15 protein-coding genes and 1 riboswitch are annotated in these 15,995 nt (G+C 38.8%); of the genes, 2 read left to right on the top strand and 13 right to left on the bottom strand.

The window, feature by feature from the left end:
• Positions 1 to 18 precede the first annotated feature (18 nt).
• From ACZ449_RS22520 to ACZ449_RS22485, 8 genes are all read right to left on the bottom strand, one after another.
• Positions 19 to 1,320, bottom strand: coding sequence for a SpoVR family protein (locus tag ACZ449_RS22520; RefSeq protein WP_464258288.1), 1,302 nt, complete (start codon positions 1,318 to 1,320; stop codon positions 19 to 21).
• Entirely contained in the window at positions 1,317 to 2,537 is a 1,221-nt protein-coding gene (locus ACZ449_RS22515; RefSeq protein WP_464258287.1) for a YeaH/YhbH family protein, read from the bottom strand. The genes ACZ449_RS22520 and ACZ449_RS22515 overlap by 4 nt, the downstream gene beginning before the upstream one ends.
• A 20-nt stretch (positions 2,538 to 2,557) precedes the next feature.
• A complete protein-coding gene (locus tag ACZ449_RS22510) occupies positions 2,558 to 4,483 on the bottom strand; it encodes a serine protein kinase (RefSeq protein WP_464258286.1) in 1,926 nt (641 codons plus the stop codon).
• 203 nt (positions 4,484 to 4,686) lie between these two features.
• Positions 4,687 to 6,381, bottom strand: coding sequence for a methyl-accepting chemotaxis protein (locus ACZ449_RS22505; protein ID WP_464258285.1), 1,695 nt, complete (start codon positions 6,379 to 6,381; stop codon positions 4,687 to 4,689).
• A 201-nt stretch (positions 6,382 to 6,582) separates the two neighbouring features.
• On the bottom strand, positions 6,583 to 6,813 hold the full coding sequence (locus ACZ449_RS22500; RefSeq protein WP_464258284.1) for a hypothetical protein: 231 nt from the start codon (positions 6,811 to 6,813) through the stop codon (positions 6,583 to 6,585).
• Positions 6,814 to 6,834: 21 nt separating this feature from the next.
• Positions 6,835 to 7,116: a hypothetical protein gene (locus tag ACZ449_RS22495; protein ID WP_464258283.1), complete on the bottom strand. Its 282-nt coding sequence runs from the start codon at positions 7,114 to 7,116 to the stop codon at positions 6,835 to 6,837.
• A gap of 85 nt (positions 7,117 to 7,201) precedes the next feature.
• Positions 7,202 to 7,360, bottom strand: coding sequence for a hypothetical protein (locus tag ACZ449_RS22490; protein ID WP_464258282.1), 159 nt, complete (start codon positions 7,358 to 7,360; stop codon positions 7,202 to 7,204).
• A gap of 57 nt (positions 7,361 to 7,417) precedes the next feature.
• Entirely contained in the window at positions 7,418 to 9,097 is a 1,680-nt protein-coding gene (locus ACZ449_RS22485; RefSeq protein WP_464258281.1) for a sensor domain-containing protein, read from the bottom strand.
• A 57-nt stretch (positions 9,098 to 9,154) separates the two neighbouring features.
• A riboswitch (cyclic di-GMP riboswitch) is annotated at positions 9,155 to 9,238 on the bottom strand.
• Between the two features lie 88 nt (positions 9,239 to 9,326).
• On the opposite strand from ACZ449_RS22485, the gene ACZ449_RS22480 reads away from it, so the two are divergent.
• Positions 9,327 to 9,563: a YbaK/EbsC family protein gene (locus tag ACZ449_RS22480; RefSeq protein ID WP_464258280.1), complete on the top strand. Its 237-nt coding sequence runs from the start codon at positions 9,327 to 9,329 to the stop codon at positions 9,561 to 9,563.
• An 86-nt stretch (positions 9,564 to 9,649) separates the two neighbouring features.
• On the opposite strand, the gene ACZ449_RS22475 is transcribed toward ACZ449_RS22480, so the two are convergent.
• Positions 9,650 to 10,681 (bottom strand): beta-ketoacyl-ACP synthase III, encoded by a 1,032-nt coding sequence (locus ACZ449_RS22475; protein ID WP_464258279.1) that lies wholly within the window; start codon positions 10,679 to 10,681, stop codon positions 9,650 to 9,652.
• A gap of 37 nt (positions 10,682 to 10,718) precedes the next feature.
• Here ACZ449_RS22475 and ACZ449_RS22470 point away from each other — a divergent pair, with 37 nt between their 5' ends.
• A complete protein-coding gene (locus ACZ449_RS22470) occupies positions 10,719 to 11,456 on the top strand; it encodes a hypothetical protein (RefSeq protein WP_464258278.1) in 738 nt (245 codons plus the stop codon).
• A gap of 57 nt (positions 11,457 to 11,513) precedes the next feature.
• Here the strand turns inward: ACZ449_RS22470 and ACZ449_RS22465 are convergent, their stop codons facing one another.
• From ACZ449_RS22465 to ACZ449_RS22450, 4 genes are all read right to left on the bottom strand, one after another.
• The gene (locus ACZ449_RS22465) at positions 11,514 to 12,854 is read right to left on the bottom strand and encodes an acetyl-CoA hydrolase/transferase family protein (protein WP_464258277.1); all 1,341 of its coding nucleotides are present in this window, start codon (positions 12,852 to 12,854) and stop codon (positions 11,514 to 11,516) included.
• Between the two features lie 90 nt (positions 12,855 to 12,944).
• Positions 12,945 to 14,879 carry a DNA topoisomerase (ATP-hydrolyzing) subunit B gene (gyrB, locus tag ACZ449_RS22460; protein ID WP_464258276.1) on the bottom strand — a complete coding sequence of 645 codons (1,935 nt, stop codon included), beginning with the start codon at positions 14,877 to 14,879 and terminating at the stop codon, positions 12,945 to 12,947.
• A gap of 15 nt (positions 14,880 to 14,894) precedes the next feature.
• The gene (gene remB / locus ACZ449_RS22455; protein ID WP_464258275.1) at positions 14,895 to 15,149 is read right to left on the bottom strand and encodes an extracellular matrix regulator RemB; all 255 of its coding nucleotides are present in this window, start codon (positions 15,147 to 15,149) and stop codon (positions 14,895 to 14,897) included.
• The gene (locus ACZ449_RS22450) at positions 15,127 to 15,993 is read right to left on the bottom strand and encodes a DciA family protein (protein ID WP_464258274.1); all 867 of its coding nucleotides are present in this window, start codon (positions 15,991 to 15,993) and stop codon (positions 15,127 to 15,129) included. The genes remB and ACZ449_RS22450 overlap by 23 nt, the downstream gene beginning before the upstream one ends.
• Between the last annotated feature and the right edge of the window lie 2 nt (positions 15,994 to 15,995).

Raw genomic sequence — 15,995 nt, 5'->3', positions numbered from 1 at the left:
TAACTAAGTTTTTTTATTCTATACATCCCATACGGCTACCATCTTTTCTTTAGTACAACGTACAATTTTATCTTTATTATTGAGCTTGGTCTTCAAATCTACCCTATCCCCCCACAACTCACCAACATATTTAATCGTCTCTTTAGCATAATTCATCTCTAATTCTCGCCCATCATAGATGTGTTCGAGTACCAATACCCCATTCTCCACAGTCACTGGATGGATTTGCGGCACCATTCCCAAACCAACCATATTGGCTAATTCATCACGAATTGTTCGCCACCCCTCTTCATCAGCTACCTCTGTTACCACAACATCTATACCACGCACTTTATAATTAAACAAACACAGTTCTTCACACAACTCCTGGTTCAAAAAGCGCCGTAGAAATGACTGATCCCTCTCTTGCTCGCGAATTTTAAATATTTCATCCCTTCCACTATTTTTATCCAGATACTCAAACATTTTAAAGCCGATAAAATAGGGATTAATTTGCCTTTCATGCGGTCTGACAACAAGATTATGGCGTTGCAGAAACTCAAAATGCAAGCCTTGCGGCAGTGTAAGCTCTTGCAGCAGGCGATAATGCCAATAGCTGGCCCAGCCCTCATTCATAATCTTGGTTTCTACTTGTGGTAAAAAATAAAAGGTTTCTTCTCTGACAATGTTGATCAAATCCCGCTCCCAATAAGCCAGCTTACCCCGTTCACTCAAAAAGCCCAACAAATCCTGTTTTAAGCGGTCTGGTACCTCATCTGGTACTTCTTTAGCCAGTTCACTCTTAGTAAGGGGTTTGCCTTCTCCTTGCCGTCTGACTTGGAATCGCAACGCGTGAGCAGCATCAAGAATTCGCTCCACTTGTTTTGGGCCGATACTAGGATCTGCAATATAGTCTCTCACCCGGCTAGCATGGCTTTTAAACATTTCGACAGTCAGCTCTGCCCGGGTATTCTCTTTAAACATCCGGTTATTTTTAAAAAAATCATTGTGTCCGTACACATGTGCAATTGTCAGGATCTGTAACAGCAATGTATTATCCCGCATGAGATATGCTATACAAGGATCAGAGTTAATTACCATCTCATAGGGCAAACCAGTTAAGTTATATGTGTAGAAGGTTTTTTGCCGTTCATAAACCTTACCATAGCTCCAATGAGGATAATGAGATGGCATACCAACATAGGATTCATAACATAGCATATCTTCATAACTGCAAATTTCGAACTGCTGTTCATAGCAATTTAAGCCAGCATCTTTAATTAGCACTTCAATTTTATCATTCCACTTTTCTAGGTCCTGCATGCTATAATCTGCCGTCACAATATATCACCGCCACCTTCTGTCTCAGCCTGTATTGTGGGCTCAACTTCTTTTTCTAATATACGTTTGAGAGCTGGCCAAATATCTTCTTTTCGCCCCATAGACGCAATAATGAAGTTTTTGGCCTTGATGTTTTGATCCAATTGACGGCGAATAGTAACACCATAACTATAATTAGACAAGATCTCGACATAGCCTACCAGGTTGCAAACACTAACCAACTCATTGGCTTTATCAACAGTTCGCTCATTATCTTCTGTCCAGTTGTCACCATCGGTGCAATGAAAGGCATAAATATTCCATACATCAGGATTATAGCGCTGCTCAATGATTTCCAGGGCCTTGGCATAGCCACTGGAAATCATTGTACCACCTGACTCGCCGTGGTGAAAAAACTCTCGCTCATTTACCTCTTTGGCTTCCGTGGTATGCGCAATAAATACGACTTCTACCTGTTCATACTTCCAGCGTAAGAATTGATATAGCAAAAAGTAAAAGGTACGCGCCAAATATTTTTTACTCTGATCCATTGAGCCTGAAACATCCATGATGCAGAAAACTACCGCATTGGAATGACGACGGATATCTTCCTTCACCCTAAAATATCTCAAATCATCTTCACGAAATGGTACCCGCTCCCGTACCTGTTGGCCATCTTCACTAAGAATTTGGTCACAAAGCTTTTCTCTAACCATTCCCTGCTGACGTTTAAGTTTTTCGACCAGTGTCCGTTTTTTAGCCAGCCGCGGCGGAATGCCTTTCCGTTGATAACCTGAACGTTTAAAAATATACTCAGACTCTTGCACCGCGAATTTTTTACGCTCCAAGTCAGGCAGCTGTGCCTCTTCAAACATGTAATTGACAATTTCATCCATAGTAATTTCAGTCTCGTAAATTTCGTCCCCTTGCTCACTACCCGCCTGGCCAAGCCCTTGTTCTTGCTGACTATTGGTACGGCCAATAACCTGGCCACGTGCTTCTTCACCGGTACCGCTGGCCGTACCGCCGTTATTTTTGCCATAAATAAACTGATATTCTTTGATACCACGAACAGGTATCTTTATTTTTTTATTTTTACTTTGTCCGATAATACTTTCGTCAGCAATAATATCACCCAAATTGCGCTTGATGGCATCTTCAACCAATTCACGGTGGCGCTTACGGTCATATTGCGAGCGATCAGACTCTCCTGTACGGCCTTCTTTAAAAATTGCCATAGGTCACCTCCGCTATCACCTTAGTCTTTCCATAAATTATTGGCGGCATATTTTAGCACGACATTACAACAATGCTGGCAGTATCCATTGTTTTTCATGGCCTCTACCATGGTGTTATACTTAGTATCCTGTTCTTTGTCACGTACTCTAGCCTGGGTAATAATGCGCGAAAGCTCTTTTACTGAAGCCGTTAACTTCTTTTCAATAGCTTCCTTTAACGGTTCATAGCTCTTATACTCAATCTTACCGCCGCTGCGCATAATTGAGAACATGTAGGAGGTCACATCCTGGCGGAATCCTTGGGCAGCTGTGCCGGTAATTCCTATTTGCTCTTCAATGGACTGCATAAACTTGATGTCAGGTTCCAATTCTTCCCCTGTGTTTACATCTTTTAGTTTAGTCTCATTTACATAGGCTTCGGCATGATCAAGATAATTGTTAAACAAACTTTCGGCCTGTTCTCGGTAGCCATGAATAAAAGCTTTTGTTACTTCTTTTTCCAGTATTTTGTTATATTCTTTTTTTATAGTGTCTTGCAAAAAGCCAAGATAACGTTTCTTTTCATCCTCAGCAATGGCTAGCTCCTTAGTTGCCTTAACCATTGTCTCAATAACGGCAATCGGGTTAATGCAATTAAATTCAGATTCAGACAATGTATTATCAAGAACCTTCATAATAAATCGGGTAGATATACCTGTCATACCCTCACGAGGAGCTTCGTCACGAAGTTCAACAATGTCCATTCGCTTGGTCGAGCCTTTTTCCACAATTTCTTCACCATTATAGATTTTTAATTTGGTGAACGGATCAACCTTGGAAGAAGGTGTTAAGCGGGTCAAAATTGCAAACATGGATGCAACTTCAATGGTATGGGGAGCGATGTGGGCGTTAAAACTGCTGTTTTTTAAGACTTTGCGGTATATCTTAACTTCTTCATCAAGTTCCAGGCAATAAGGAACCTCTACTTTTACTATCCGGTCTAGAATAGCCTCATTGGTATGATCTGATTTAAACTTATTCCACTCGGCTTCATTAGAGTGAGCCAAAATAATGCCATCAAAATAAATCATAGCCCCTTTACCTGGCGAGGGAATTGACTTTTCCTGGGTGGCTGTAATCATTGTGTGGAGATACTCTACATCATTTTTAAATACTTCAATAAACTCCACTATGCCGCGATTACCCACATTAAAAGCGCCATTTAAAGACAGAACACGGGGATCGTCTTCTGGATAAAGATCCAATTTAGATATATCCACCGACCCTGATAACACAGAGGTATCCTGGTTATTAGGGTCAACTGGCGGAACAACACCAATGCCTTTGCGCGAGCGGATGGAAAACTCTGATGTAGTCACCGGAAACCGCTCAAATTCGCCATCAAAATCATGCTTTAGCCGATAACGGCATATCGGACATAAATCCCCTTCAATAGTTACGCCTAATACTTCTTCAAACTGGGGACGAAGGTGCTTGGGAATAAGATGCAAAGGTTCTTCGCGCATCGGGCAATCCTTAAGCAAATAAATAGGCGGGCTCATTTCCAGCACTTGTTTTAACGCTTCCATGATGGAGGACTTGCCAGCACCTACCGGCCCTACCAAATAAAGTACCTGGCGGGATTCTTCCCCCTTCATTGCCGCCGAATGGAAATAACGCATAATCTTCATAATGCTTTTATCAATGCCAAAAAATTTATTGACAAAGAAGCTATAACGCTTAATGGTGTCATTGCCATATACTCGTTTTAGTCGCGGATTTTCTTCTGTCTTAATAATTTCGATGCCAAACTTAATTAATAGTTCCTGCATTCGTTGATGAGCTAATACCGTTATCTCCGGATTTTCTTTTACTATTGCCAAATAATCCAATAATGTACCATCAAATTTATATTGTTTGTGCTCGTTACGATCTTGCCTGATGAGTTTTTCAAAATCAAAAGCCATATTTACTTGCCTCCTTTTATATTTTGTTGGAGTGACCTTGAATTATTTTTAAATATACACAAATATACACATGCAACCAAAGGCAATTACACCTTTTTACTAATTTATTACGCCAATGGAAAAATTGGGCCTGTCTTAAATAAAAAAACGCAATAGATGTTGTGGTAACACCCATTGCGTCGCTTTTATTCACCCTTGCGTTATTAGTTTTTAGTATCCATTTTTTCTCCAACAAACAACATCCCGATGATTTTTCCAGTTTTGTCTTTGAGTGGTTCATAGTTTACAATATACCACTGCCTCATAACAGTTGCCCGCCCCATATATTGATTATCCCGCTCAATTACCGCTTTCTCAACATATTTTGCTGCCGGAGTTCCAGTGGCCCTTCGTCCGGTTTTGGTAGTAATCGTGGTAGCAATCCGAATATTTCCCTGGAATATTGTAAAATCGGCTCCAACCTGTTTAGCTATTTCATCAATAAGACGTTCATTGTTATTGATTACTTGCTCGCCAGACATCATTTGATTACTGCTGTTAATATGGATAGTTCCATAAGAAAGCAACAGCCCGCGCGCCTTATTTAGTTTATCCTTAATCCGCTGTCTGGTAATTTCATCAACACTTACAAACTGGGCTGTCATTTCTTCCATATTTTGTGCCATAGCATTTAGATCTACAGTAGATGTTGCAATCTTTTCAATAGTCGAAAATACTTCTTCACTAGCCGCATTAATTTCTTGACTAGCGCCTGAAAATTGACGGGCAATAGCAGTTATTCCATCCACATTAGCAGCAATATTTTCAATATCAGCCGTTACTCCGGCTGTATTATTAGCCATAATACCTACTTGTTCATTCAGCTTTTGACTAATAGTAATAATCCGATTTAGCGCAGCTTCCGAGCCACTGGCCATCTCCGCGCCTTGTTGAGCCTTAGTAAGCCCAGCTTCGATGGCTGCCACTGTATCGAAAGTTTCTTCTTTTACTCCGGTAATCAAACTGGTTATTTCCTCTGCTGATTGCCGCGAGTTCTCAGCTAGTTTGCGTACCTCGTCAGCCACTACCGCAAAACCACGGCCTTGCTCACCAGCCCTTGCTGCTTCAATGGCCGCATTTAAAGCCAATAAATTAGTCTGCGCCGCAATAGCCGTAATCACTTCAACAATTTGTCCGATCTGGCTTATCCTATTAGATAAACCATGAATTGCTTTAGCCGAAACATCCATTTGATTTTTTACGCCGGTCATTGTAACAATAGCTTCCTTAACCTGACCAGCCCCTTCAATAGCGCTGGTAGTAGCCTCTTTTGCCAAACCAGCTGTTTGCACCGCAAGCTGATTAATATCTTTCACCTGAATACTAGCATGACCTGTAGATTGGCTACACAGCTCCAAATCATGCACTTGCTGTGAGGAACCTGCTGCTATTTCTCCAATATTCTCGGTTGTCTGGCGCATAGCGTCTGTTGCCTGAGCTGTGTAATCAGATAAGTATTTACTATCTTCTGATACTTTGCCGCCAATCTGTGTAATCTCACCAACTAAGTCCGAAATTTTCTCCATAACATTATTGGTATTATGAGCTAACTGACCAATTTCATCATTTGTCGTAATATGTAGCTTCTGCTTTAAATCGCCACCTCCGGCAGCCATTTCACGCAGACTAATAAGCAATGTATGAATAGGACTGGCAATAACTCTAGCAATAAGTATCGCCCATATCAATAATGCCACTATAATTATACTAATGTACGTACATATAAATCCTTGAAATTGAATCTGTGATAAGATAGTCATCAATAATATAAAGCCTACCAATGGGGCCAAACCAGTAAAAAACAAACAAAGAATCAATTTGCCATTAATACCTTTAAACAATTTTGCTACTTGAATCATTAAAATCGCTCCTTTCTAAATTTTCCGTCTATTTATTAATGATAATACTTTGTGAAATTTATGTCAATTGGTTCTGCTTATAAAATTGGATAATTTTATATTTTTTGTAAAAAAAGAGTAATATCACATTTAATGACATTACTCTTTTCCTTATCACTTCATTTTTTATTATAATACTATGGTAATAGCGATACTTATTATTTATTTTTCCGTAACAGTAGCTACCATAGCGATTGTGCGGGAAAAGCATATTTCAGCTGTTAGCTGTTCAAAAAAGGTTACATTGAATTCACCGGGAATTACACCATTAGTAGTACGATTACTATGAAAACCAATAATTACTCCCTGGATTACTGCCTTTACTTTACTTCCTGGCAAAGGGATACCACGAAACGGGTTAAAATCAAGTGGCGCGATATAATAATTCAACACTCCATCACTGTTTACCACCAATCAGTTAGGATCAAAACCATCTGCCGTATAGATAGCATCAGTAGGGGCGGCTGGCTTTAGACCCCTGTCGGTAAGAAACCAGGCAGTATATACACCTAGGGGAATCAAACCTTCAGCCGATAAGGAAATACTACCGGTACCATTATCATAACCGCATACTTCGCCGCTGGCTGTCGCCTGTACCCAAAATCCGGCGTCAATGGCTGGCGGCCTATTTGTTGGCAATATGTCAAATTCAAGTTGACAGCAACCTTGGCATTTGTCAACTCTTTTATAGTCCATTATATCCTCTCCTTTTTTGCAAGGTTACACTTATTGATATATTATATGTTAATAAATTACATAAGTTTCTTGCCAAAATCGGAGACTAAGCTTCTAGAATTATTTTTTTTATCTGAAGGGTTAACTGAGAGAATTCTTCTTTTGATAACTTTTTTATTAATTTATCCAAAAGACAAGGTAATTCTTGTATTATCGTAGACACGTCTTCCTTTATTACAATATTTTCTTCTTCTTTCGCATTCATTTGATTAACAGCTCCTCAAACTACTATATTTTGAAACTTCTTGCAAGTCTTCAGCCATTAGACTTTACATATAGGTTCAGGTCTACCCAGATAATAACCCTGCCCATAATCTACACTTAATTCATGCAAAATTCGCCAAATACTCTCATTTTCAACAAACTCAGCTATTGTCTTTTTCCCCAGCGTATGTGCCACAGCATTCATTGCTTGCACTAATGCTCTTTTGGTATTGTCAGAATCCAAATCTCTAATAAATGACCCATCGATTTTTAAATAATCTACTGGTAATGTATGTAGATGTGAGAAAGACGAAAATCCTACGCCAAAATCATCCAGCGCAAAGCAGCATCCCAGAGCTTTTAACCTCCGAATCCAATATTCTGCTTTCGTAATATTCTTTATCGCTGTTGTTTCCGTTATTTCAAATCCAATTCGACATGGATCTATCGTACTTTTACTAATACGAGATTCTATCCATTTTAATAGTGAATCATCGCCAAGACTTTCACCCGAAATATTAACAAAAATATTTAAATCATTTCGACTTTCAAGCATCTCAATTGCCGTTCGTATAACCCATTGATCAATCTGAGACATCAGACCATATCTCTCAGCTAAAGGAATAAACGTAGCCGGCGGAAGTAACTCTCCTTGATTATCAATCATCCTAATTAAGGCTTCGTAATGTAAAACGTCATTTCCAATCTTATATATAGGCTGTAAGAATAGTTTAAATTTATTTTTTTTTATGGCAGTGTTAACTAGCGTTAGAATCCGATTGTTTTCAAATACCTTCATTCTATCTTCCTGGTTTTGAATTACCACTACTCTGTTTTTTCCTTCTTCCTTCGCAGCGCGCATGGCAGCATCCGCATAAGAAAATGCATTATCAATATCATGTATTGTCTCAATAAATGATATTCCCATGCTCACACTAACTTTAAAAAAGCTTGCGTCGAAAACAAAACTCTCTTGATTTAACGCTTTTACTAGTTTGTTTGCTATTAGCTTTGTTTCTTCTTTATCTATATCAGGTACTATAATAGCAAATTCATCTTTATCAAGCCTGGCAAAAAAATCATTTTCGCGCAAATTGGATTGAAAACAAGTAACAACTTGCTTCAATATCGAATCCCCAGCACTATAACCGTAAATATCGGTAGCTCTCTTGAAATTATCGATATTTACAAAAAGAAGTGCACTCATTTTTAGACTTGTTTTTTCACGCATTTGACAAATATATTCACTCAAATAGTACTGATTAGGTAATCCAGTTAGATAATCGTGCCTTGCCACATAATGTAGTTGTTCTTTCATAATTTTTTGCTCAGTTATATCTCTAATGACACTAATAAGAATTTTCTTTCCGCTAATAGTTGTACATTGAGAGTTAACTTGCACATTTATTAGGCTTCCATCTTTTTTTCTGTGAACCGTTTCAAAACTAGCTCCTTTTTCCTTACTAGTTTTCAAATCAGCTAGTACAATAGATTTTTCATCTATCCTTAGTCCGAAAACAGTCATTGCTAATAATTCCCTGCGGGAATAGCCATACTTATGTAAGGCCACATCATTAGCATCGATAATATAACCATTTAGTTTTATAAATAAAATAATTTCTTCCGCTCTGTGAGCTAATATTTTATATGTTTCCAGCAGATTAGTAAGGTTGCTTTTCTGGTACTTGTCACCATCAATATTCTTTAAAGTACAATTTCTATCTCCTAACTTAAGCATCGTATCTCTCACCTCAAAAATAAAATAAGACCAAGCCAAAGCCTAGTCTTATCACGCGATGGCAACCTGGCAATCATAGGTAAAACCCTTAGATCCATAGCTTTGCGTCCTTACCTTTCGATAAGTTTGCCAAATATGTCGTTTTTTTTGTGTTACTGTAATATATTATCATTACTGGCTAATTTTAGTCAAGTAAAAATTAGGATATAAGTCCTATTATACAGGACTTTTGATTTATTATTTTAGAAATAAGTTGTATAATAATTTTGTTCATGAAACGACCGGTTTTGCCATTGGCGGCATACCACCCATCGGTCATCTCAGCAAGCTTAAGTGCCTTATTGATGCAGATCTGTTTGATTATAATGAAGTATGGGCTGCAGCTGGCACGCCTTTTGATGTATTTAGGATTACCCCTGACCAGTTGGCAACAATTACTCAAGGACAAATTATTAGTGTCAAATAATTTTAGAGCTTATATCGTATACGTGTAAAATCCCGCTAGTTTATGACCAGCGGGATTTTTATTTTAAAAATCAATATATTAATTTATTATTTACCCCAACGAATTATACCTGATCCCCAGGTCAAACCGCCACCAAAACCTACTATGGCGATAATGTCTCCTTGTTTTATTCTGCCGCTTTTAACGCCTTCGTCCAGTGCAATAGGGATAGATGCAGCCGATGTATTCCCATATTTATCAACATTAATAATTACCCTTTCAAGCGGTATACCTAAGCGCTTAGCAGCCGACTGAATAATTCTCAGATTAGCTTGATGGGGTACCAAATAAGTAATATCTTTGGCCAAAAGCTTAGCATTCTCAAGAGCTTTTTTTACTGTTTCACCCATTATTTTAATAGCAAACTTAAATACCTCATTACCATCCATATGAATAAAATGCAAACCTTGCTCAATTGTTTCTTTGGTTGTAGGAGTGCGTGATCCGCCTGCAGGCACCATAAGCAAGTGACCACCATTACCTTCAGCTCCCAAATCCATCCCGAGAATTCCATATCCTGGTTCTACTTCACCTAAAACAACGGCTCCAGCCCCATCACCAAATAATATGGCTGTATTCCGATCTGTCCAATTAGTAATCGTCGATAATGACTCTGCACCAATAACTAACACTTTTTTATAAGTTCCTGTTTTAATAAAAGAACTACCAGTAGCAACTCCATAAATAAACCCAGAGCAAACTGCCGTGAGATCAAAGGCAGCTGCATTAATCGCCTTAATGTTTTGTTGTACTAAGCAAGCAACTGAGGGAAACACCATGTCTGGAGTAACTGTCCCAACAATAATCAGGTCAAGTTCTTCTGCTGTCACACCTGCATCCTGCAGCGCTTTTTCAGCTGCTTTAGTCGCCAAATCTGAAGTAGCCTGGCCTTTTTTTATAACCCGTCTTTCACTTATACCTGTACGCTCAACAATCCATTTATCTGAGGTATCCATTTTTTTTTCTAATTCAAAATTGGTAACAATTTGTTCAGGAACATAAGAACCTATTCCTAAAATTCCTACATATCTTTCGTTCACTACATAGCCCCCTTTTAAAATTATTGCAGCCTTATTCATCTTAAGCGCCAGCACTGATCAATTTCTGTCCCATGCCGTGGATAGATCGGCTGTAATATTTATTGGCCTCATTGTCGCCATGTTCATTAATATTATCCTTTGGCCTCCCGATTTTAAACAGAAATTTAAAGAAAAACTACACGAAAGCAATCAACAGGCTGTACTTTATTTTTGTCAGGCCATTCAAGATTATGTACAGCTTGAAAACCAACCACCTATTTTACGCCAAGCGCAAAAGAAAAGCGTTCATAAACTAAATAAAGAAGCCCGCACACTATTACAATTTCTTAAAAGCGAGGGAGATTTATTAAATCCCATTACCTCAGAACAACCTAATCGGTTTACTAACGCAGAAAAATTCATTGATTACAATCAATCGCTAATAGGGAAAGCTGACCGAATTTATGAACTCTTACCTGATCGATTTGACCGGCGGTACCAATCCGGTTTACCCCCAATCAGTCCTGCATTTAAAATAATTCTGGAAATACTGGCAAGTGGCTGTACAACTATAACAAGAGTCAACGGGAAGCTACGAGCCATTATTATCGATGAGAGAACAGCCCTGCCCGAAGAAATCAGTGAAGATTACTGGGAAAAATTAATGCAGGCTATTGAACAATGGCAACCAAATGACACCGGTAGCTTTCACCTTCACGCCTTACTGGATGTAGCAGTAACAGCAAATGAAATCAAATGGGCTTCCCGACAAGCAAAAAAGCTTTTATATGAAAGCACATCTGATGATCCTTTAACAAATTTATCTACAAAATAAACCACGGCGGAAGTCATACAGACTTTCGCCTTTATCATATCTATTATTGCAACATCGCTATTTCTTATTAGACCTGCGCCAAATTTTCATTTGCTCGGCATTTTTAATAAGTTCTTCTCGGAAATCAGGATGGGCAATACTAATAATTCGCTCTGTCCGTTCCCAGGTAGAGCAACCTGCTAGCTTAACCTTACCCCATTCGTTGACAAGATAGTGAGCCTGTGTCCGCGGACTAGTCACAATACCGCCTGTCGGCAAAGTTGGCACTACGCAGGAACCATTAGCTCCAGTTTTTTTATTGGTAAAAGACGAACGAAAACAGATAAAACTCTTACCGCCCTTGGATAAATACGCGCCTGTTACAAAATCCAGTTGCCCGCCTGTACCGCTAATTTGCCGCACACCTGATGATTCAGAGGATATTTGTCCATAAAGATCAACTTCAACACAGTTATTTACTGATATAAAATTATCAAACTGCCCGATAACAGCCGGATCATTCGTGTAATCTACCGGATAAGCAGCCAGAAAAGGATTTTTGTCTACCCAATCGTATAACTCCCGGGTGCCGGCGCTAAATGTCCAGACACTTTTCCCTTTATCTAAATGCTTATGTTTATTAGTTAGTTTACCCTGTTTAAACATAGCCAAATAGGCGTCAACCAGCATTTCAGTATGCATACCAAGATCTTTGACATCTGATTCGGCAATCAGATTACCAACAGCATTTGGCATACCACCGATTCCCAATTGAAGAATTGATCCATTGACAACATCTTCGACAATAAGCCTAGCTACCTTTTGATCAATTTCATCTGATAGAGCAATAGGCAATTCAGGAATACCAATATCGCCACTCTCAACAATAAAATCAACCTCAGAAATATGGATACATTCTTCCCTGCCGCCTAAAGCCTGTGGATATTGTTCATTAACTTCCACAATAACAATTTTGGCGGTTTCTATAATAGCACGAGTAGCTGAGGTAGCTAATGAAAAGTTAAAATAACCATGCTTATCCATGGGCGCAACAGAAATCATAGCCACATCTACCACAAGATCATTGCGGTAATAAAGCGGCATATTGCGATAAATCATCGGAATAAAGTTACAGAGGTTACGGTCATGTAATTGCCGGTCATAGCCGCTAAAATGCCAACTACAAAAAGTAAATACGTCCCGCTCTGGGTCTACACTTACTACCTGGCGTGGCCTTAATGTTAAAGCGCTCCGAATTTTAATATCTTTTAACTCTGATTTTCTTTTGGCTAATGCTTCATCCAGCACTACTGGTTGATTTGTGGCAAAGCCGTAGTCAATCCAGTCGCCTGACTGAACAACTTGTACTGCAGCCTCGGGAGTGCGTAATTTATCTTGATATTCACGAATATAATTCACCTGATTGCTCCTTTCTTCAAATAATTTAAAAATGACTAACGTAAAAACCGCTAGTCATTTTTTTATTTGATAACCAAAACTCACAACTTATTATATATCCAGATTTCTAACCTTACTAGCATTATCCTCAATAAACTTGCGCCGTGGTTCTACTTTATCACCCATCAATATTGAAAATATATCATCAGCGGCTATAGCATCCTCAAGATCAACTCTAAGAACAGTTCTGGTTTCGGGATTCATGGTTGTCTCCCACAGCTGTTCAGGATTCATTTCTCCTAAACCTTTGTAACGCTGAACATTAATATTATCGCGCCCGATTCTGTTAAGTAAGCTGTCCATTTCGGCATCACTATAGAGATACCAGCTTTCCTTACCTTTTTTAACAAGATAAAGTGGTGGCTGAGCAATATAGACATGGCCATTTTGAATTAGTGGCTGCATGTGGCGATAAAAGAAGGTTAATAGCAATGTTCTTATATGAGAACCATCTACATCAGCATCTGTCATAATAATTATTTTGCCATAACGGCGTTTTCCCAGATCAAATTCTTCACCAATACCACTACCGAAAGCAGTGATCATCGCTCTAATTTCTTCATTGTTGAGGATTTTATCCATACGGGCTTTTTCTACATTAAGAATTTTCCCTCGGAGCGGCAAAATGGCCTGAAAACGGCGATCACGGCCCTGTTTGGCACTGCCGCCGGCGCTGTCACCTTCGACCAGATATATTTCGGCCTGATCCGGATCTTTGATCGAGCAGTCGGCTAATTTTCCTGGTAATGAACTGGATTCCAAAGCACTTTTACGCCTGGTTAATTCCCGCGCTTTACGGGCGGCTTCCCGAGCACGCGAGGCCATAATAGCTTTTTCGATAATTTTCTTAGTTACAGTTGGATTTTCTTCAAAAAATTCATTAAGCCCTTCGGAAACAATATTATCAATTACGCCTCTAACTTCACTATTACCAAGCTTGGTCTTGGTTTGTCCCTCAAACTGAGGTTCCTGAATTTTGACACTAATAACGGCTGTTAAACCTTCCCGAGCATCTTCGCCACTTAAATTCTCATCATTTTCTTTAATTACATTAAGTTTACGCCCAAAATCATTAATAGCCCTAGTTAAAGCGATTTTAAAACCACTTAAATGAGTGCCACCTTCCTGAGTATTGATGTTGTTAACAAAGGAATGTATATTTTCGGCATAACCATCATTATATTGTATTGCAATTTCAGCAAGTGTGGTATCTTTAGTACCATTTAAATAGATAGGATGAGGATGGACAGCATCTTTATTTTTATTTAAATATTCAACAAAAGAGGCAATGCCGCCTTCATAGTAAAATTCCTCTTTTTCTTCCGTACGCTCATCTTCCATGACGATAGTCAAGTTGCGATTAAGAAACGCCAGTTCCCGCAAACGGCTTTTTAGTGTATCAAAACTGTATTCCAATTCCTCAAATATCTCGAAATCAGGTTTAAACGAAACCTTAGTTCCGGTTTCTTCTGTTTCCCCAATAATCGTAAGGCTTTGTGCAGTATAGCCGCGTTCAAAGCGAATCAAATGAATCTTACCATTGCGTTTTACTTCTACTTCCATCCACTCAGATAGCGCATTTACTACTGAAACGCCAACCCCATGGAGACCACCGGAAACTTTATAGCCTTCACCACCAAATTTACCACCAGCATGAAGAATAGTAAGCACAACTTCCACCGCCGGTTTTCCTGTTTCATGCATATCTACTGGGATACCACGGCCATTATCAATAACGACAATACTATTATCTTTTAATATTTTTACCAAAATTTTGTCACAAAAACCAGCTAAGGCTTCGTCAATACTATTATCAACTACTTCATAAACTAAATGATGCAGTCCTCTAGCTGAGGTACTGCCAATATACATTCCTGGACGCTTACGAACAGCCTCTAAACCTTCAAGAACCTGAATTTGCTGCGCACCATAATCGCCACTTACTGTTGTATCTTCCATATCATTTATAATATTTGTATCTTCCATTATGCGTAACCCCCGTTATTCCTCGTCTGCAACCGGTATATAGCCAGCTCTCTTTTTTAATGTGTGTGACGATATTGCTGAAAAATAAATATTCTCGTCAGTTATAATAAAACTCTTAGCACTGTTCTCGGAAATATCAATAAAATTTTTTTTTGCTTTTATATTATTGATATACTGATTGGTAATTGCCGAATTAGTGATTTTTAAATCTAAAATAGCAATTACACTCCGCAAGGGAATAACAGTATCAGCGCCTAGGTGCAGAAACATAGCTTTTCCTCCTGACTTTTTCCGCAAGCCGCCCTTTGATCTTGCTAATTACAGTATTAACCATAGTTTCATTTATTCTATCTGGCTTAACTCCTGTCATCAGCATGACTAAAGTAGCCTCATTAAGCTTATCCCATCCAGGCTCAAACAACGCATGAATCAATTTATGAACCAGTCTTTTTTTGCCAGTATGAAATTCACGCGGGCTGCAGGGAACAAACTGGCAGATTTCTTTATACGTAAGCCAGGGAGCTTCAGTTAGTAACTTAGTAACTGCATACTTTTTTTCCTGCTTATAAGTAAGACTGCATACATTACAATAACTTTGTCCTGGCGGAACTAATACGCTGCAACTTTTGCAAGACTGCCAACCCGCTTTTTTTTTGGTTATAGTAATCCCAGTTTGCTTTATTAAAACATAGTAACACTTTTTTCTTAAATTATTATCTTGTATTGCCGCTGTTGCCTGCCACACAGCAGCTAATTCTTTTGAGTCCAGTATGGCAGGTTGTAATAAGGTACTATTTTCCCCATCTTCTTCAGAATTCTGGTATTTCCGTAAATCTCCTGCTTGAAACCTTATATCAGTTACTAATTTTTCATTAAGAAATGTATTTATTTTATGAATAATTCCTGTCTTTAACATCATTAAGTGATGACTCCAGACAGAATTATTTACAGCTAACAGCAGTATACCACGCTGAATGGATATAGGCCATGCATGGCTGGCAATTTCTTCCCCGGCAATCTCCTGCCAATGAACAATCACCGACTGAGCATTATATTGCTTAGTAACACCCAGCGATTTTAGAGTGCTTGGCATTACATCTTTTATCCGAAACACAA

The organism is Desulfosporomusa polytropa (assembly GCF_055380075.1).
This window is presented reverse-complemented; position numbering and strand designations above follow the sequence as displayed.